The organism is Zhaonella formicivorans, assembly GCF_004353525.1.
Lineage (GTDB): Bacteria > Bacillota > DUOV01 > DUOV01 > Zhaonellaceae > Zhaonella > Zhaonella formicivorans.
Map to the genome: position 1 here is coordinate 1,890,713 of NZ_CP085524.1, position 18,845 is coordinate 1,909,557.

Here is an 18,845-nt window from a genome sequence, read left to right on the forward strand (position 1 = left end):
TTATTCTTGGTATAGTGTTATCTAAACTTAGAATCCTTTTGCTGTGAGATAACCAAAACCGAGCTCGTTTGTAGCTCCGGTTATTACCTGAATTTCAGCGGTAATGCTGCCGTCGGGCTTTAAGCTTCCGGCAGTACCACCGGCAATGACGTCAGCAACTTCCGGATACCCGATTACAGTTTTCATCGGGGGAAGAGTAATCACTTCGTTAGCGTTTCCGGCAGTAACTACTGCGTCACCTAGCGGTGTGGAATCTGCCAGGGACTGGGAAGCACCGTCCTGACCGGCATACTCGTCAGTAATAAGTACAGTCTTAATGCCTTTTTTCTCGATTTTAGCGCAGTTCATTACCAAGTCGGCATCAGGGTTACCGAAACCTTCTTCGGAAATGATTACAGCATCGGCACCGATAAATTCCACCAGCTTGGCAGTCATGTTGGAGGAACGCTCTTTGTCCGCCAAGGTAACGTTTTCATTGGTAATTACCACGCCAATGAAGTTGAAGTCTTTGCCATGGCGCTCATAGAGGTCGTGGATAACAGGGCTGTTCTGGTGTACATAAGTGGGGTTTTTATCGCAGGCGGAAACACAGTTACCGCTGATGATTGCCCCGTCCATAACTTCTGTCGGGTAAATTAAAGTCGGGATAATTCTCTTGGCATCTACTCCGTATACGTAGGTGTCATGGAGTAAGCCCTGGGTTTGCAGCATGTATACGTAAGCAACCTTCGGTAAGTCAGGATACTCCTTGACTTGCTCCAGCAAGGGCTTGGTCTCGTATACCTTAATTTCATCAGGTTCCACGCTCTTGCCCGCTTCGCCAAGGTAAGCCCCTGCTCTCAGGCCCGCCAGTCTCACTACAGCTTCATGTTCGTGCTGGTGTAAGCCCTCAACAGGATCAACCTTGACAACTACGTTATAGGTTTTGGAGAATGGAGTGTATTCGGCGCCCGGGCCGGACATATCAATAATGCCTTCCTGGAAGCCAACAATTCTTCCGGTGGTAACTACCGCTGCACCTTTTAAAACATGGGTGCGCCCTTCACCGACGGTCTCCACCTTGCTGATAACGCCGGGAAACATGCCGCCGTTGCCTGCCACTTTCACCCTGGGTTCAATAACATCTTTTACAGGGATAATCCTTGTTTCTTCACCAGGTTTTGCTAAAAATACTTCCACCGAAGCGATGCGGTCGTCATCGCCGGTTACTTTGACCAGTTCTTCTTTGTTTACAAAAAGAACTCCATCTTTTACTTCAGTTTTGGGACCAAACTGTACGTCTTTAATAAAAATGTTGCCAATTTCGAGACGCAAAACCGTTCACCTCCTTAAATTAATGCTTCTTTTAAAGAAGCTCTTTCAACTTGTTTTCCACTTCTTCCATAGTGAAGTCTTTACTGAATTCGGCTACTTTTTCTCCACCTTTATAGAAAGCTATGGTTGGAAGACCTAAAACCTTTTGACTAATCGCTAGTCTCTTGTTTGCAGCGGAGTCGAGCTTACAGAACTTGGCTTTGCCTTCGTATTTGGCGGCCAAAGCCTCAACTTCCGGCATCAGGGCCTGGCAGGGCTCACATTTTGGGCTCCAGAAATCAACCATCACCAGCCCTTCGGCTTGCAATACTTCTGCTTCGAAGTTCTCCTTGTCAACAATGTTCAACTAGCTCACCTCCTTTACGAGGATAAGTAGCTATGCATCCCACTCGACCTATGGGAAAATTATTTGCCGGCTGCAATTTGTTTTTTTACTTCTTCGGCGCTAAAGTCACCGCAGAGTTTAGCAACCGCTTGGCCACCCTCGAAGAATACTACTGCAGGAATGGAGGTTACACCATAACGCTTGGCAACCCTTTGGTTTCTGTAGGTATCTATCTTAACCAGCTTAACGCTGTCTCCCAATTCGGCGGCAGTCTGTTCCAGCAACCCTACGGCTGCAATGCTGGCCTCGTTTTGGGGCGCCCAGAACGCTACCATCACCGGCTTGTCAGCGTTTAATACCTGTTCCTTGAAGCCTTCTTCTTCGGCCAGGTACTTCTCGGCTGCTACGGCGGCTACAGCGCCGTCGGCTGCAGCTGTGATGACCTGCCTCAAGTATTTGACTCTGGCATCTCCTACAGCATAGACGCCGGGTACTGACGTTTCCATCTGCTCATTAGTGATAATATACCCTTTTTCGTCAAGTTCTACTTTGCCCCGGAGGAATCCGGTTTTGGGAACGGTGCCTACGAAGAAGAAGACTCCGTTGGTTTCCATTTCCGTCAGTTCTCCGGTTTTGATGTTTTTGATTACTACAGACTCAACAATGCCGTCTCCTTTGATTTCCTCCAACACAGAGCTCCAGACCCATTCAATTTTCGGGTTGGCAAAAGCTTTCTCGGCGCTCACCTTATTGCAGTCCAGGATGCCTTCGTCATGGATTACGATGATGGTAACCTTGTTGGCAAACTTGGTGAGATACATTGCTTCTTCGATAGCGGCATCGCCGTTGCCGACCACTACCACATCCAGGTCTTCAAAGAAATCGGCGTCACAGGTGGCGCAGTAGGAAACGCCCTTACCTCTTAAAGCCCGCTCCCCTTTGATATTTAAGCTTCTCGGTTCGGCGCCGGGAGCCAGGATTACTGTTTTGGCCAGGTATTCTTTACCGCTCTTTGTTTTAACAACCTTAATTTCTCCTTCAAGCTCCAAATCAACGACTTCTTCTTTGAGGATTTCGGTACCGAAACTTTTTGCATGTTCGGCCATTGCTTTCATTAAGCCGGGGCCGGTTGTGCCCCTGGAAAAGCCGGGATAATTCTCCATCTCCTGTGTTGTTGCCGCCTGACCTCCAGGTCTGGCTTTTTCCAATATAACAGTCTTCAGCCGTGCCCTGGAACCGTAGATGCCTGCGGCAAGGCCGGCAGGACCACCGCCCACCACTACAATATCAAATACCTCTGACATCGCCATCTCCTCCTCATCTAATTTTGCAATCAAACTAATATCAACCCTTTTAAATACTCGTTAAATCCTAGCTCAATATTCTTTAAGTTACAGGTTGTTAGTTGTTAGTTATTAAAACTAAAAACCAACAGCTAAAAATTATCACTGTATTTTATAGGATGCAGGTTGGTAATTGTTACTTTAATTAAACATATTAAGCTGTACCGGGGTTTGTTTTTAACCAATAACCATCAACCAACAACCAACAACTGGTCTTACACATGCATGTCAAGGGGCAGTTGTTCAATAGCTGTTCTAAGCAGGGTCAAGTCAATAAACTGAAAATCTTGAACTACCTGTTCCCCCCATTTCCTCTTTAATTCTGGTAACTTGTCGGTAACTTCAATTGCCGACTCAATTAAACGTAGAGAATCATAGTCCAAAGGACCCTTATCACAACTTATTACCAATGACTTGTAAGGGGTTTCGTTTGGCTTAACGCTGCCCGCCAGTGGGTGATTAATCAGCCTGTGCCCCTGGTGGATAAAATTTCTTGCTTGTAGCAATACGTCCCGCAAAGTACCTTCAAGCTTATTAGTCCCCGGGAAATCCCGCCAAACCATTGGGTTGTTGCTCAAGATAAAAACTTTTTCCACCTAACCACCTCCCGCTTTTAAACATCAACCTGCTAAATAGCCTAGCCCCAAAAAAGTTAGACCAAACACTGGCGCTTGTGAAAAATGGCACGAGCGTTGTATAAATAAAAACAGAGGTACAACAGCTAAAACCAGCTGCCGTGCCTCTGTCTACTTACCTGAGAGATTAATAGGGCTTAAAGCCTTTTTGCTCCTTCGGTGTCCTGAGACTTTCCAGAGTTGAGTCTAAATACGGTCCTTTGAGCCTGAGAGTTTCACTCTTGGTCCGGCTTACCAAGGTTTGCTCCTTCGGCGTCCTAATGGGACTCTCCCGCATTTATCATTCTCCTGTATTGAATTGACTGCAACATTACGAACTGTACATTCTAATTTCGACACATTGTAATTTCACAGTGAAGAGACGCAAAACTCATATTGTATATGTATGCCAACTCATAAATCTTGTGAAAGAATTCTCTTTCTTTAAGCTAATTCTATCATTTAGTACTTTCCTTGTAAAGTGTCATTTAACATATTTCGTTGCCTTTAACAGAAGTTTTATTTTTCAGTATTTTTTTTATAGTTAGGAGCAATTAAATAAAATTTCTTTATCATTAGTGCTTTTTCCGTACACCTACCCTGTTCTCCGTACCCTTAAAGAGACGCTGAATATTGGAGCGATGCCGGTAAATTACAAAAGCCACCAGGCACCAGGAGGCAATTATCAAGATAATGTGCATCTGGAAAGCCCAGGTAAGCACAGCCACAGTAATGGCTCCGGCTATAGAAGCTAAGGAAACATACCTGAAAACTGCCAGCGTAATCCCAAACACTAAAGCGCTCAAGATTATAACTTTGGGTGCAAGCACCAAAAAGACGCCTGCTCCGGTAGCCACTCCTTTGCCCCCTCTAAATCCGGCAAAAAGCGGGTAACAATGCCCCAGGGCGGCTGCCAATCCGGCCAGCATACCCAAAACCTCATTACCACCCCAGAGACCGATATAGGTTGCCAAGGCTCCTTTCAAAATATCAGCCCCGATTACGGCCAGGCCCGCCTTCCAGCCTAGAACCCGAAACGCGTTTGTCCCACCCAAGTTGCCGCTGCCATAATTTCTGATATCTTTTCCGCTTACTGCCTTCCCCGCAATCAATGCAAAGGGAATAGAACCAAGCAAATAGGCCAAGAATAGTGTTCCAACAATTCGCACAACTTTCACCCTTTAGCATTATTTTGATTAAAAGCGACCTCTAATGTTTGCTTTTTCCCATTATTTCTTACCTCCATATATTATAGCATTTCTTAATAATTTTAAAGTCTAAATCGCATATTAATAAGGGAATGTTTGCACACAAGATAGATTTGGGAGGTGCTGATTTGTCCGGCTTTGTAACAGGGAAATTACCCGTAAGGAGTAAAGGCAGGGAACTTAAAGAACAGTTGCAGAATCTGGGGTATGAGTTCAAAGAAAATATGCATCACTATGAGTTCAGCAAAGAAGCAGATCTTGAGGAAATTATCGATGAAATTGCGCCCCTTTGTCAGTCCTTAGGTTGGAACATAGAAAATGAACTTACTTTAGTCGAAACCCACGGAGACTTAGCCATGCGCAGTATTTTTGACCACGGCAGGATTGTCAGGGAGTTTCAGCGAGGCAGCTAGTTTCAGCCAAGTCGCAACTTGGCTGAAACAGTCATTAGTTATTAGTTATTAGCCTTTATTCTTGGTCTTTAGGCCTTGTTAGTCCCCAACAGTGACCTACGGTTGAGTTCCCAGTCGCCAGTAACTAGCCCCTGATAGCTGACGGCTGATAGCTGATGGCTGAAAGCTGAAAACTATTAAACACTTTCCCGGAGCAATTTATTGACCAGTTCCACTGCCCGCCTGGCGTCAGGTGCATAACCGTCAGCATTGATAGCTTTGCAGTACTCAGAGGTGACAGGGGCACCACCTATTATTACTTTTACTTTTTCCCTCAAATTAGTCTCTTCCAGAAGTTTAATTGTACTGGCCATCATTGGCATAGTGGTAGTGAGCAATGCAGACATGCCTACTATTTTAGGCTGATGCTGCGATACCGCTTCCAAGAAATCCTGGGGATGCACGTCAATACCTAGATCAATGACCTCATAGCCGTTAGCTCTTAAAAAAATAGTCACCATATTTTTACCTATATCATGCAAGTCTCCGGCTACAGTTCCGATTACAACTTTACCGGCAGCCGGATAGACCTTATCCAAGAGCAGTGGCTTCACAACCCTCATCCCTGCGTGGACCGCCCTGGATGATGTCAACACGTCGGGAATATAAAATTCTTCGTTGCTAAAGCGCTCACTGACCTTAGTCATGCCCGCTACCAAACCCTGAAAAAGAATGTCCACAGGCGAAACGCCTTCACTTATGGCTTCTTCCGTTAAGGATTTTACCTGTGCCGCTTTTCCCTCTATTACAGCTGCCGCAATCTGACTTAACTTCCCCAAATCTAACCCTCCAAGGTTAAAGAAACTTGGCTTGCGCCAAGCTGGCGGAAGCCAAGTTGCACTTATTCGTCCTGAAATTTATACCTACTTAATGATACCGCCTATATCCCTAACAAGTTAAAATGCTTTTTCCCTGTACTGACTGGGAGTTATCCCCTCACTGCGCTTAAATACTTTGGTGAAGTAACCGGGGTCCCTAAACCCTAGATCATCGGCTACTTGAATAACATTATATTTCGGGTCCCGCAAAAGCTTTTTAGCTTCTTCTATTCTGATTTTAGTTAAAAACTCCATAATAGTACAGCCTAATTCCTGCTTAAATATTTTGCTAAGATGGCAGGGGCTTAAATACACAGCCTGGGCGACATCTTCCAATGTAATTTTTTTGCGGTAATTATTGCGCATGTAATCGCCGGCTTTCTGGATGACCTGTAAATTTCGTGAACCTTTGCTTTCCTCAATGCAGATAATAAACTGCTGTGTAACATTTTCAATCCAATGACAAGCTTCTTCCACGGTAGTTAACCGGGTAAATTCTTCCACATACTGGGAATTAAGTGCCAGAAGTTGTTTGAGCGAGGCCCCGCCTTCTACTGCTGCCCTGGAGATCAAAACCACCAGTTCCAAAATCCTGGCTTTTACTTCCTTAACGTTGCCTAAATAACGCTGCAAGATCTCGGCCAGGATTTCATTGAGCAGGCGCAGCGCTCCTGCCCCATCCCCTTGTCGAACCCTGCTGACCAGTTCCCGTTCCTTTTCCAAAGAGTAACCGCGGACCGAGAGACTGTCCATTTTTTTCAAAGCCTCTTCCAGTTTTTTTCTGGCTTGTATTTCTTCCCCCAGGCGTGCCTGCTGTTCGCTGATAGCCCTGCGCTGCTGCAATGTAATCATTCCGGTCTTCATGATATGGTTAGCAACCACAAATAACAAATCAGCAGCAGCCTGGATTTTCTCTCCGGAGAGAACTTCCAATTTCTGGGCGCACTCTATGAGTTTACTCACATCTACCCCAAGTCCCCGTGTCATTTCCTTGATCTCTTCCCAGAAGAAATCCTCCGGTTCCCAGGCCAGCACCTGCCCGCAGACAATGGCCCCCAGATAGTTCTCTTCGATTAGAATAGGGGCGGCCCAGGCAATTAACCCTGCATGGCAGCGGAAAATATATGGTTTGCCATACTTGCTGGCTTCCAGGCCTGCCCGGGCATAAGAACGCTTGCACTTATATACGCCTGTTTCCGATGTTCTCACCATTTGACAAAATTCACAATATTTTTCTTCTTTTTCCGAGGTAACAATTGTTTCTCCCTGTGAATCCACTATACTTGCCTGTAACCCCGTTGCCTTGCTGAAAGAGGATAAAATTTGCCGTAAGACACTTTCCTCTCCGAGCTCCTGGATTTGGTGCCTGTTAACCCCGTTCAGAACTCCATCTAGCATCCAATCACCTCTGAAAGAGTTATACTTAAAACCAACTTACGGCTAGTGTATATTAATAGCGAAAGCGGCACTTGCTCCGTTCAATATCACGATCATTCCTGCTCAAAATGTATTAATTAGTTAAAATATTTGCTATTTTAACGTGAATTCCTGCAAAATTTCGAGATTTTCTGAAAGTAGTAGATAACGAAAGAAAAGGTACAGATAAGCTGAAGTCAGTTTTAACCTCAGGATACCCGCACCTTCCCAAAATAGAAATGCTTTTACCGGCTAACGCCCTGCCTGCTGCCTTCTTGTGCCCAACGGGGGAAATAAATAGCTTCCATAAACCTCTCCTGAAATTCTTGTCTTGCCGACAGTTCTATATACCTTACCTTATCTGCTATCTCATAAGCATTTTGCCTGGCTTCTTCCGAAACCAATACAAGCTGGGAACCAACACCGGCAGCATTGCCAACGGCTCTGATGCGTTCCAGTCCTAAATCGGGTACAAGACCTATTCTCCAAGCGCTTTCCTTTCTGATATAAGTACCGAAAGCGCCGGCCAGCAGCACTTCCACAATATCCTTTTCATCTATACCCAGCTCCTGTTGCAACACCTGGATACCGGCCAGGATGGCACCTTTAGCCAACTGCAGTTCCCGGATATCCTTTTGAGTCAGCACCAAGTCTTCTTCCAGCCCGTTCTCTGCGCGGTAAGCCAGAATAAAATCAAAACCGTTTGTTCCTTCCACGATGCGCCGGCGAACCTTGACCGGCAGGTGGGATGCACTTTCCGGATCCAGAATGCGACCCGTATAATCAATCACTCCCACCTTCAACATTTCGGCAACGGCATCAATAAGGCCGGAACCACAGATACCTATAGCAGGCAGAGAATTTATAGTTTGAATCTTGACATCATCAGCAATATCGACTCTTTCTATCGCGCCCGGCGCGGCCCGCATGCCAAACTTGATTTGGGCACCTTCAAAAGCGGGTCCTGCCGCAGTGGAGCATGCATACAGACCTTTTTCCGAACCTAAGACTATCTCGCCGTTGGTGCCGATATCGATGGCCAAGCGTATTTCTTTGCTTTTATCCAAATTGGTAGCCAATACCACTGCCACAGTATCTGCGCCCACAAACCCTGCTATATTAGGAACTACTATGCAGTAACCTGCTGGGTTAATTTTCAGACCCAGCTCTACCGCCCGCACATCTGCCACCGATTTAACAGCAGCCACGTAAGGTGCTTGAGCTAGGTAAACGGGGCTGATTCCCAAGAACAAATGCAGCATGGTAGTATTTCCTACTACAGTAACTTCGTAAACCATCTCCGGCTTAATCCCTGCTTCGGCAGCAAGCTTCTCAATGATGCCGTTTAGTGCGTCGATGACTTTAGTTTGCAGCGTCTCCAGGCCCTTTTCTTCGCTGCTCACATAAGAAATGCGGGAGATGACGTCGGCTCCGTAAGCCCGCTGGGGGTTTCCTTCGGAATGGGTTGCCACAATGTCACCTGTCAAAAGATTAATCAGAGAGCCCACTAAAGTAGTCGAACCAATATCAAACGCAACCCCGTACAGATCCTGACTGGTATCACCTGGCTCGATGGCAATCACTTCGCTCCAACGGGTAACTACCGTAACTTCATGGCTGTTTTGGCGGAGTACTTCGGGCAAATTGCGCAGTGCCCTCAAATGCCTGGGGTAAAAAACACCGGTATTTAATGCGTTCCAAAGCCTTTCCTGATCAGAAAGCGGGTGTTCCAGGGTAGGTTTAGATACTTTTAACGCCAGCTTTTGTACTCTGCTATGCCGCTTATGGCCGCTTAATTTTAGCTGCAGTGTGCTTTTCCGGCTTTCTTCCAGCTTAACGGCAGGCACGGAAATCACCAGGTCCTGTTTGACCTCCAGCCTGCAAGCAAGTTTAGTCTCTCCTTTAATGTCATGCTTTGCACCTTTTTTAAGCAAAGCTTTTGGATCAAGCACCTCAATTTTGCATTTGCCACACGTGCCACGACCGCCGCAAGGCCCTTCCAGGTATATCCCTGCTTCAAGCAATGCTTTCATCACCGAAGTGCCCTGGGGTACTGCAAGCTCAATGCCATGGGGCAGAATTTTCACCTTATAGTTTTTCATAGCATGGCACGTCTCCTTTTAATAGTATTGCTTCAGAACCCAGTTGTTCTTGGAAAACGTTTACGCAGTCTCGTACAAACCGTTGCGATGGGCGGTCAAATACTTCATACAGAACTCGTCCTTACCCAGCAGAGCTTGGGAAGCATAAACGAACCCCATCATTGTCTTGTCCAGCGGATCCAAAATATAGGCATCCATGCCCATGGTCATGGTTTGAATCATGAAAGCCTGGTTGAGAACCTTGCGGTTGGGCAAGCCGTAGGAGATGTTGCTTAAACCGCAAATCCCGTGAACTTTGGGGTAGAGAGCCTTGATACCGTAAATAGTCTCCAAGACTTCCATTCCTGCCCTGTCACCGGTGCTGATGGGCTTAACTAAGGGATCAAGGTAGATGTCGTCTTCCGGAATTCCAGCTGCTGTTAAGTCTTGGACCAGCCTTTTTGCAATCCGCAGGCGGTCTTCTGCGGTTTCCGGCATGCCGGAATCATCCATACACAAAGCTACTATTTTCGCTTTATATTTAGTCACTAAAGGCAGGATAGTTTCAAATCTTTCTTTCTCTGCAGTGATGGAATTGATCATGGGCTGGCCGTATTTAGCTAAAGATAATCCTACTTCCAATGCCTTTGGATTCGGGCTGTCGATACAAAGAGGAGCCTGAACTTTTTCCTGGATTGTCTCCACCAGCCAAGCCATTGTTTCGGGCTCATTGAAAACCATTGTTCCGCAGTTTACATCCACATAATCGGCGCCGGCGTCCACTTGTTTTTGAGCGATATCCTTAATAAATTCTGCATCCCTGCCCTCCACTGCCGGCTTGATAGCCTTTCTGCTAGTGTTAATCAATTCGCCAACGATAAGCATCTGCTGTTCCTCCTTTTAGTTCTGACTTCAATTTATTTTGAGGATAAGCTAAAATACGCTTAAGCAACCTCATCGTCCCATCTGGGACGACCTATAGCAGTTACCTCAATTCTTGTTTCCAGATAAACTTCATCTTGCCAACTGGTATTGGTACTGCTGTACACATCCTCGCTGTTTACCATCAGCTGGTAGTCAGCTGCGCCTGCCTTTTCGGCCATGGCCGCTGCCCTTTCCTTAGCCTGCTCCAAGGCGTATATTTTGGCATCCTCCAAATGCATATAAGCTTTGCGCTCCCAGGGAGCATGGATAATAAATCCGCCTTCCGAGCCGGGTTTAATCAAAATCCTAACGGTTTCCATAACTTTTCCGGTAGCCGCCCCGATGGCGTTGGCAACTTCTGCATGTTCGGGAATAATCAACTCCGCATTTATTTTTTCAGCCACCTGAGGCAAATAAGCCTGCACCGGTGCTCCTATGGCCACAACCGGAATTTTGATCCGGGCAGTGCAGTCCATGGTATCCTCTTCTTTAGGGGCAAGAATCTTATCAACAAAATACCTGGCACCGGCATTATCCTTAATCCAGAGTGAACTGCCTTCAAAACCGGCTATGCTTTGTATGATTGCCAGAGCTAATTCCCTGATGATACCCTCCATAGCCAGTTCCAAAAATTCTGTGAAAGTTCTACCAATTTTCCTGGCCAAGATTTGTACGCCTACGGTAGAAGCCGCTGCGTTCCACTGTTTGTAAGTACCGTTGGCATGCAAGATATCAGTCGGCGTAACTGAAACTTTTGCCAGAGTGCCCAGGTTAACCAGATTTTGCAAATTTATTAAATTAGGGTCTTTTTCCAGTCTCTGCGCCAAGAAAAACAGTGAATGGGGACCTGTTTGCAGAATATTCAAAGCCCCCTTCTCGGTTTCAGTCAATTGTCCGGGTACCGTCTCTTTTAAAAGCATGAAGCAGTCCGTTGGCTGGGCAAATAGCAATTCCTCTTCGTTTTCCGCAAGTCCCCGCAGCTCATCCACCAGGTAGGGATGTTCATGTGCTACTACAGCTAACGGCCAAACCCTCTGGGGTCCGAAGCAAAGCTGTCGGTCTTTGCCGATCTGCACGTAACTGTCACCGCCCAAACCGTAGGTATTGATTTCCGCGGCCTGTACCCGGGTCAACCAACCCCCTACTACAGCTCCCTCTTTGTTCACCTTTGGCATTCCGTCCCTGAGAATGGCTATATCCGTAGTTGTGCCACCCATGTCCAGAACCAAAGCCTCTTTAGTTTCCGTTATGAAAGTTGCACCCACTATGCTTGCCGCAGGGCCCGAGAGGATGGTATCTATTGGCTTTTCCCTAGCCAGCTTATCACTCATCAGGCTGCCGTCGCCTTTGACAATCATTATGGGAGCACTTAGTTGCAGCTCGGCCAGCACCTTTTTCACCGACTCCAGCAGTTCGGCAATGATGGGAATCAACTTAGCATTTAAAGCTGCAGTTACTGTACGCTCGTGAAAACCCAAGGATGTAGTTAATTGATGGGCGCATACCACAGGCACATCCAGTATTTCTCCTACCAGTTCCCGAAGCTGAATTTCATGTTCAGGATTCCTGATACTCAAGTAACCGGAGATTGCCACTGCCCCGACTTTTCCTTTAAACCCTGCAATGGCTTTTCTGGCTGCTTCAAGATCAAGCTCTGCCTGGGGTTTCCCTTTGATGTCGTGACCACCTTTTACTACCGCCCAGTGCTGCACGGGTAATTTTCCGATAGGTTCGTGGCCTATTAAAAGCAACCCCACTTCAGAGCCTCGGCCTTCTACAATGGCATTAGTAGCCAGGGTTGTAGATAAAGATACCAGTTTAATTGCTTTATAATCTTCAAAGTTTAAGGCTTTAATGCAATTGCGAATGCCTGTTGTTAAATTTTCCCTGGTAGTAAGCGCTTTAGCTTTGGTAATGATTTTTTGCTTTTCTAAGTCCATGATGACACCGTCGGTATATGTACCACCGGTATCTATGCCTAAAACTAACGACATGCCGCTCCCTCCAGGGGCAAAGGTATAAAAGCTTGCAAAGCGGCTACCTGAAAATACAGGCAGCCGCTATTTATCCCTTAAGCTATTAGCTGCTTGCAAAGTTCTGTAGCAGAAGCTGCGTCGGGAGCAAATCCGTCAGCACCGATTTCATCAGCAAAATCCTTGGAAATGGGGGCTCCGCCAACCACTACTTTTACTTTATCCCTCAAACCTTCTTCTTTAAGAACCTCAATAGTGTCCTTCATAGACAACATCGTTGTAGTGAGGAGTGCTGACATAGCTACTACATCAGGGTTGTGCTCCTTAACAGCCTGGACAAATTTTTCGGGAGAAATGTCAACGCCCAGATTAATTACAGTAAATCCTGCACTTTCCATCATCATAGCTACCAAGTTTTTACCAATGTCATGCAGGTCGCCTTTGACAGTGCCGATGACAACCTTACCAACGGAAGGCAAATCCGTGTCAGCAATTAAAGGTTTCACGATGTCCAGACCGGCGCTCATGGCTCTAGCCGACATCAAAACTTCCGGAACAAACATCTCGCCGTTTTTGAAACGAGGACCTACAATATTCATTCCGGCGATTAAGCCTTGGTTGATGATTTCCAGCGGATCGCTACCTGCATCCACCATGCTTTTTGTTAATTCCTTGACTTTAGCTTCATTGCCACTGACTACTGCTCTGCAAATTTCTTCGTAACTCATCAAAAAACCCCCTTGCTAAATTGTTAAATAGTTTTGAACTATATAGAAATTTCTTGAGAACGTGAAAGTTCCCTGTGTAAGATAGCATGATCTGTGGTAATTTATAATTAAGCTCTACATACCTGAAGAGACACAATTACACTTTAACATACCTGCACCTCTTTATTCAACTCCTTAATACAGACGGCGGCCAGCTCCACGGCACTCCTGGCATCAGAGGCATACCCGTCAGCCCTGATATTTTTGCAGTAATCCCGGGTTACCGGGCCACCTCCTACAATTATCTTTACTTTATCCCGCACATTGGCCCGTTCCAACAATTTCACAGTCTCAGCCATCATGGGCATAGTTGTCGTGAGCAGCGCAGACATGCCCAGCACTTGTGGTTTATAGCGCAGCACCGCTTCCAAAAACTGCTCGGGATGGACATCTATCCCTAAATCTACTACCTCATAGCCTTTGGCTTTTAAAAACATGATGACCAAATTTTTGCCGATGTCATGCAAGTCCCCGGCCACTGTTCCAATCACTATCTTGCCGTGAACAGGCAACACATTATCCACGAGCAAGGGCTTAATAACCCGCAGCCCGGCATGGATTGCTCTGGAAGCCATCAACACTTCCGGAACAAAAAATTCGTTTTTTTGAAAGCGCTGGCTGACTTTATTCATCCCCACAATTAAACCTTGAAATAGAACATCCGAAGGAGGAATGCCGTCGCTCATGGCCTCCTCCACCAATTTTTTAACAAGTGCTGCTTGACCCTCAATTACAGCGGCAGCTATTTGTTGTAATTCCCCCACAAACCAGCCCTCCAAGCTAGATATGCTTTTTACTGATTAAAGCGCTTTTTCCCGGTATTGGCTGGGAGTAATACCTTCGCTGCGTTTAAACACTTTGGTGAAGTACCCCGGGTCTTTAAAGCCCAGCTCATCTGCCACCTGCACCACATTAAACTTAGGATTGCGCAACAGCTTTTTGGCTTCTTCTATCCTCACTTTGGTCAAAAACTCAACAATAGTGCACCCTAGTTCCTGCTTAAAGACTTTGCTTAAATGGCAAGGGCTCAAGTAAACAGCTTTAGCTATGTCTTCCACTGTAATCTTGTTGCGGAAGTTCTTTCTGATATAATCGCCCGCTTTTTGCACAACTTGTAATTTTCGTACCTCTTTTCCTTCGTCAATACTGGAAATAAACTGTTCCGTAACCTTAATGATAAAATGACAGAGGTCCTCGCTGGTTTCCAAACGAGTAAATTCTTCCACATACTGGGAATTTAAAGACAGCAGGCTTTTAATCGCTGCCCCGCCTTCAACGGCTGCCCGAGACAAAATAACCAGAAGTTCCAGAATCCGCGCCTTTACTTCCTTGAGGTTCCCTGAATACCGCTGAAGGATTTCGGCCAGAAGCTCATTTAGCAGGCGGTACGCCTCGGTCTTTTCACCTTGACGCACCGTGCGCACCAATTCCTGCTCCTTTTCCAGGGAATAGCTGCGGGCCGACAAGTTATCGATTTTTTTCAACGCCTCTTCCAGGATTTTTCTGTTTTGTAGCTCTTCGCACAATTTAGCCTGCTGCTCAGCGATGGCCCGGCGCTGCTGCAAGGTCACCATCCCGGTTTTCATTACATAGTTGGCAACCACAAAAAGCAGGTCGGCAGCTGCTTGAATCCTCCGCCCCGAGAGAACTTCCAGTTTTTGGGCGCTTTTTATCAACTCAACTGCATCTAGCCCCAGATCACGGGTCATATCTTCAATTTCTTCCCAAAAAAAATCTTCCGGTTCCCACATTAAAACCTGCCCACAGACGATGGAGCCCACATACTGTTCCTCAACCAGGAGAGGGGCAGCCCAGACAATTAGGCCGGCGTGACAGCGAAAAATATAAGGTTTCCCGTATTTACTTGCCTCTATACAGGCGCGGGCATAGGAGCGCTTGCATTTAAACATCCCTTCCTGATTTGCCCTTACCAATTGGCAAAATTCGCAGTATTCTGCCTGCTCATCCGGTTGAACAAGCACTTCCCCTTCCGGATCAACAATATAGGCCCGAAGACCGGTGGCCTGGCAAAAAGACGACAATATTCGCTGTAGCACATTAATCTCTGCTACCTCTTGAAGCTTTAACGCGCTAACCTTGCTCAAAACCTCTTTGCGCACGCCATTCACCTCTGTATATGGCAGAATTATAGATACACTCCCCACCACAATTTCTTTAAAATTTGGAAATATATATGAATATTTCACCTGGTGGCAGAAAATCCTGCTCCTAGTTTTTACCGGCCCGGGGAGGACCGGAAACCTGCCTCTCCCCGGGAAACAATAACTAAATTTTGGTGTTACATTGCTACATCGGCAGATTGTGGTTTACCGCTGGCTTTTCCCTGGGAAGTCAACCCTATTTCTCCCTTGAAAGCTTTTACTAAGGAAATCATCATAAAGACCATCACTATCATAAAAGGAAAAGCCGATACAATCGAGGCAGTCTGCAGCGCGCTCAACCCCCCGGCGAGCAGCAAGACCGCAGCCACTGCTCCCTCGGTCACACCCCAGAAGATTTTCAAGCCCGCTTTAGGCTCCAGGTCGCCCCCGGAAGTGAGCATGCCCATCACAAAGGTAGCCGAGTCGGCGGAAGTAATAAAGAATGTGCCTATTAACACACAGGCAAGAGTAGATACCAGTGCTGTCAGAGGCAGGTTTTGAAACATGGCAAACAGGGCCGTAGATACATTCTCAGAAACCGCTTTGGCAATCCCGGCATCACCGGAAAGTTCCATGGATACTGCAGTACCTCCGAAAATTGACAGCCAGATAAAGCTCAGTAAAGTAGGAGCGATCAACACGCCCAGAATAAATTCCCGCACAGTCCGCCCCTTGGAGATCCTGGCGATAAACCCACCTACAAAGGGACCCCAGGCAATCCACCAGGCCCAGTAAAAGATGGTCCAGCCGCCTACCCATCCGGGGTTGGTTCCGTACGGATCCGTCCAAAAGCTCATCTGCACAATATTTTGGAGGTAAGTGCCGATGGTATCAGTAAACACATTGAGAATAAATTTGGTAGGTCCTAAAAACAGCACAAACAGCATGATTAAAAAGGCAAGGTACATGTTGACATTGCTCAGCCATTTAATCCCCCTGCTGATGCCGGTAACGGCAGAAGTAATAAAAAGCACAGTAATTACGGCAATAAGCACAACTGTCACACTTGTAGAATTGGGAAGCTTGTAGACATAGTTTAAACCGCTGTTGATCTGCATAGCCCCCAGGCCCAGGGAGGTGGCGACTCCGAAAAGGGTCGCAAAGACTGAGAGAATATCCACAGCTTTACCAATTGGGCCCTTAATTCCTTCTTCGCCTAACAGCGGGTACAAAGTAGAACTGATTAATGCGGGCAACCCTTTTCTAAACTGGAAGTAGGCAATAGCCAGTCCTGCCACGGCAAAAACCGCCCAGGGGTGGAGCCCCCAATGCAGAAAGACATAGCGCATGGCTGTTGCTGCTGAGGCCAAAGTGGAACCTTCCCCAAAGGGCGGACTGGCATAGTGGTACATTGGTTCCGCCACGCTCCAAAACACCAGGCCGATGCCCATGCCGGCACTGAACAGCATGGCAAACCATGTCCAGGTGCTGTACTCCGGCGCTTCGTCATCTTTTCCAAGTTTAATATCGCCAAATTTACTAAAAGCCAGCGCAACGCAAAATACCAGGAAAATAGTGACCACCAGCATGTAGGACCAGCCAAAATAATCCGTAAAGAACTTTAAGGCTGCTCCGAAAGATTTACCTGCTTGTTCCGGAGTAAGAGCCCCCCAGAGTACGAAGACGATGGAAATAACCGCGGAAATGCCGAAAATCTTCTTGTCAATTTTGCCGAAAAAGCTGTTCTCCATAAGTGCCCTCCCTTTGGTTTTTTGAATTTTTCATTATTTTAAAAATTTATAAAAGTTCCGCCAACAACCAACCGAAGGCATAAATCGAGTTTTATAAAGACAGTAACGCACACGTAAAAGCAGGAGCTGTAAACTGGAATGACATCCAGATCATATCACAGCTTGAACCGAAAGGCTAGATTGAAGGTGTTGGTTGATCACGGAACGTATTGTAAGCATACAATCAATTTTGTATTTGAGGCTGCCTGCCGGAGGCAGGCAGCCATAGAAGTAACTTATACCGCCTTGTTCAGTTTGTTTTCCGCCCGTTCCACAACTGCCCTAATCTTCTTCTGAACGTCTTTGGGCAGGGGCTCGGGCTCGTAGTTTAGAATAATATCTTTAACTTTTTCGTTGGCTACTTCAGTTAAAGTCTTACTGCCCGCAGCCTGCCACAGTTCATAGCGCTGGCGGTTGATTATGCTGGGGAACCAGGATTCGGTCTTGAAGTGCTTGAATGTATGATCTTCAGCCAGGAAGTGTCCGCCGGGCCCCACCTTATCGATCAAGTCCACAGCCAAGGTATCTTCATCCACTCTGATGCCGCGCACCAGCCTCCTGGCCATGCCGATAATATCGTTGGCGATAGTTAAGAGCTCCAGGCTTGCTGTGGAACCATATTCCACATAACCCACGTCATGGTTCAGGTTTGGCCCGGACATGGCTGTCATGGCAATGGATATAGCTGCTTCAATAGCGGCTTGCTCGTCAGGAATGCAGGAATCGGTGCAGCCTGCGGTGCCGAACATGGGCAGCTTCAGGTAGTGGGCCATATCGGCCAGAGCCGACATCAGCAGGTTGAATTCGGGAGAACCATAGGAGAAAATGGTAGTTCCCATATCCATAATGGTAAAGACGCCGCCCATGATAAAGGGAGCCCCTTCGCGGGTGTTCTGGTGCAACACCAGTCCGCTCAAACTTTCCGCCAGACCGTTAACTAATACTCCAGCCATAGTAGCAGGAACGGTGCCTCCGGCCATAACGCAAGGTGTATAGACTACCGGCAGGGCTTTCTTAGCAGCCAAAATCAATTTGGAAGCTGCTTCCCAGGCATGCTGCAGCGGTGAAATAGGTTCGGCATAAAGGGTCATAAATGGATTCTTGCGCAGTTCTTCCTCGCCGCCGGCAATGATTTCACACATTTCAATGATGTCTGCAAAGCCGTAGATGTCATGGGCAGTTGTGACAATAGGTTTGCCGGTGTTTAAGACCTGCACTTCAAATTGGTGCCTGTCGGAGATTAAGAGGGGCACATCCTGTACGATACCCAGTGACATTACAAAGTCCAGGTTGGGCAGCGCATCGATGACTTTGCAGGCCCAGCCCACCGATTCTTTAGTTGAGCGCTTTCTTTCACCGGTAAAGGGGTCATAGAAAAACGGAGTATCGGAGCCTGTGCCAAAGTAGGCATTATGTCCTTCTAACAGCACATCCCGGGAACCGGTGCGGCTGTTGCAGAGTGTCACCCGGTGCGGTACTGTTCTCAAGGCCCGGTCCACCAGGTAGGACGGAATTCTGACACGAATACCGTCTACGTAGCAGCCGGCTTTCTTTAAAATTTCCAACGCCTCGTCATCGTGGAAAGTAACACCGGTACGCTCCAGCACTTCTTCTGCAGCCAAAAATATTTCTTCGCACTGGCTGGGGGAAAGAATGCTTAACATGGTGCTGGCGTTTGCTTTATAATTACTTCTGGTTCTCACTAAAATCTCTCCTTT

The 18,845-nt window shown here is 46.8% G+C and carries 16 protein-coding genes and 1 riboswitch; of the genes, 1 reads left to right on the top strand and 15 read right to left on the bottom strand.

All coding sequences use genetic code 11. The features are described from left to right. Positions 1 to 27 precede the first annotated feature (27 nt). From EYS13_RS09330 to plsY, 5 genes are all read right to left on the bottom strand, one after another. Positions 28 to 1,314 (bottom strand): glycine/sarcosine/betaine reductase component B subunit, encoded by a 1,287-nt coding sequence (locus tag EYS13_RS09330; RefSeq protein WP_227761996.1) that lies wholly within the window; start codon positions 1,312 to 1,314, stop codon positions 28 to 30. A gap of 31 nt (positions 1,315 to 1,345) precedes the next feature. Beyond that, positions 1,346 to 1,660 (bottom strand): thioredoxin TrxA, encoded by a 315-nt coding sequence (trxA, locus tag EYS13_RS09335; protein WP_227761998.1) that lies wholly within the window; start codon positions 1,658 to 1,660, stop codon positions 1,346 to 1,348. A gap of 59 nt (positions 1,661 to 1,719) precedes the next feature. Continuing rightward, positions 1,720 to 2,943 carry a thioredoxin-disulfide reductase gene (trxB, locus tag EYS13_RS09340; RefSeq protein ID WP_227762000.1) on the bottom strand — a complete coding sequence of 408 codons (1,224 nt, stop codon included), beginning with the start codon at positions 2,941 to 2,943 and terminating at the stop codon, positions 1,720 to 1,722. Positions 2,944 to 3,197: 254 nt separating this feature from the next. Next, positions 3,198 to 3,578: a GrdX family protein gene (locus tag EYS13_RS09345; protein ID WP_227762001.1), complete on the bottom strand. Its 381-nt coding sequence runs from the start codon at positions 3,576 to 3,578 to the stop codon at positions 3,198 to 3,200. Between the two features lie 222 nt (positions 3,579 to 3,800). Continuing rightward, positions 3,801 to 3,901, bottom strand: a riboswitch (glycine riboswitch). A gap of 270 nt (positions 3,902 to 4,171) precedes the next feature. Further along, positions 4,172 to 4,765, bottom strand: a complete 594-nt coding sequence (gene plsY / locus EYS13_RS09350; RefSeq protein ID WP_227762002.1) for a glycerol-3-phosphate 1-O-acyltransferase PlsY — start codon at positions 4,763 to 4,765, stop codon at positions 4,172 to 4,174. A 167-nt stretch (positions 4,766 to 4,932) separates the two neighbouring features. Between plsY and EYS13_RS09355 the strand changes: the two genes are divergently transcribed. Beyond that, positions 4,933 to 5,217: a hypothetical protein gene (locus tag EYS13_RS09355; protein ID WP_227762003.1), complete on the top strand. Its 285-nt coding sequence runs from the start codon at positions 4,933 to 4,935 to the stop codon at positions 5,215 to 5,217. A 176-nt stretch (positions 5,218 to 5,393) separates the two neighbouring features. Here EYS13_RS09355 and EYS13_RS09360 read toward each other — a convergent pair whose 3' ends face one another. The 10 genes from EYS13_RS09360 to EYS13_RS09405 form a co-directional block, all read right to left on the bottom strand. After that, positions 5,394 to 6,035, bottom strand: a complete 642-nt coding sequence (locus EYS13_RS09360; RefSeq protein WP_227762004.1) for a cobalamin B12-binding domain-containing protein — start codon at positions 6,033 to 6,035, stop codon at positions 5,394 to 5,396. Between the two features lie 117 nt (positions 6,036 to 6,152). Then, positions 6,153 to 7,472 (bottom strand): PocR ligand-binding domain-containing protein, encoded by a 1,320-nt coding sequence (locus EYS13_RS09365; protein WP_227762005.1) that lies wholly within the window; start codon positions 7,470 to 7,472, stop codon positions 6,153 to 6,155. Positions 7,473 to 7,735: 263 nt separating this feature from the next. Then, positions 7,736 to 9,592 (bottom strand): ASKHA domain-containing protein, encoded by a 1,857-nt coding sequence (locus EYS13_RS09370; RefSeq protein ID WP_227762006.1) that lies wholly within the window; start codon positions 9,590 to 9,592, stop codon positions 7,736 to 7,738. A gap of 60 nt (positions 9,593 to 9,652) precedes the next feature. Beyond that, positions 9,653 to 10,456 carry a methyltetrahydrofolate cobalamin methyltransferase gene (locus EYS13_RS09375; RefSeq protein ID WP_227762007.1) on the bottom strand — a complete coding sequence of 268 codons (804 nt, stop codon included), beginning with the start codon at positions 10,454 to 10,456 and terminating at the stop codon, positions 9,653 to 9,655. A 59-nt stretch (positions 10,457 to 10,515) separates the two neighbouring features. Further along, positions 10,516 to 12,489: a hydantoinase/oxoprolinase family protein gene (locus EYS13_RS09380; RefSeq protein WP_227762010.1), complete on the bottom strand. Its 1,974-nt coding sequence runs from the start codon at positions 12,487 to 12,489 to the stop codon at positions 10,516 to 10,518. Positions 12,490 to 12,566: 77 nt separating this feature from the next. Then, a complete protein-coding gene (locus EYS13_RS09385; RefSeq protein WP_277998185.1) occupies positions 12,567 to 13,196 on the bottom strand; it encodes a cobalamin B12-binding domain-containing protein in 630 nt (209 codons plus the stop codon). Positions 13,197 to 13,339: 143 nt separating this feature from the next. Beyond that, complete coding sequence (locus EYS13_RS09390) at positions 13,340 to 13,999, bottom strand: cobalamin B12-binding domain-containing protein (protein WP_227762014.1); 660 nt, start codon at positions 13,997 to 13,999, stop codon at positions 13,340 to 13,342. A gap of 36 nt (positions 14,000 to 14,035) precedes the next feature. Further along, complete coding sequence (locus EYS13_RS09395; protein ID WP_227762016.1) at positions 14,036 to 15,355, bottom strand: PocR ligand-binding domain-containing protein; 1,320 nt, start codon at positions 15,353 to 15,355, stop codon at positions 14,036 to 14,038. Between the two features lie 179 nt (positions 15,356 to 15,534). Then, positions 15,535 to 17,088, bottom strand: coding sequence for a glycine betaine uptake BCCT transporter (locus EYS13_RS09400; RefSeq protein WP_227762018.1), 1,554 nt, complete (start codon positions 17,086 to 17,088; stop codon positions 15,535 to 15,537). 275 nt (positions 17,089 to 17,363) lie between these two features. Further along, complete coding sequence (locus EYS13_RS09405) at positions 17,364 to 18,830, bottom strand: trimethylamine methyltransferase family protein (protein ID WP_227762020.1); 1,467 nt, start codon at positions 18,828 to 18,830, stop codon at positions 17,364 to 17,366. Positions 18,831 to 18,845 lie beyond the last annotated feature (15 nt).

Coding starts and splice junctions, on each gene's coding strand:
- EYS13_RS09385 (WP_277998185.1), bottom strand. CDS start 13,196: ATGAGTTACGAAGAAATTTGCAGAGCAGTAGTCAGTGGCAATGAAGCT.
- EYS13_RS09370 (WP_227762006.1), bottom strand. CDS start 9,592: ATGAAAAACTATAAGGTGAAAATTCTGCCCCATGGCATTGAGCTTGCA.
- EYS13_RS09365 (WP_227762005.1), bottom strand. CDS start 7,472: ATGCTAGATGGAGTTCTGAACGGGGTTAACAGGCACCAAATCCAGGAG.
- EYS13_RS09400 (WP_227762018.1), bottom strand. CDS start 17,088: ATGGAGAACAGCTTTTTCGGCAAAATTGACAAGAAGATTTTCGGCATT.
- EYS13_RS09380 (WP_227762010.1), bottom strand. CDS start 12,489: ATGTCGTTAGTTTTAGGCATAGATACCGGTGGTACATATACCGACGGT.
- trxB (WP_227762000.1), bottom strand. CDS start 2,943: ATGTCAGAGGTATTTGATATTGTAGTGGTGGGCGGTGGTCCTGCCGGC.
- EYS13_RS09375 (WP_227762007.1), bottom strand. CDS start 10,456: ATGCTTATCGTTGGCGAATTGATTAACACTAGCAGAAAGGCTATCAAG.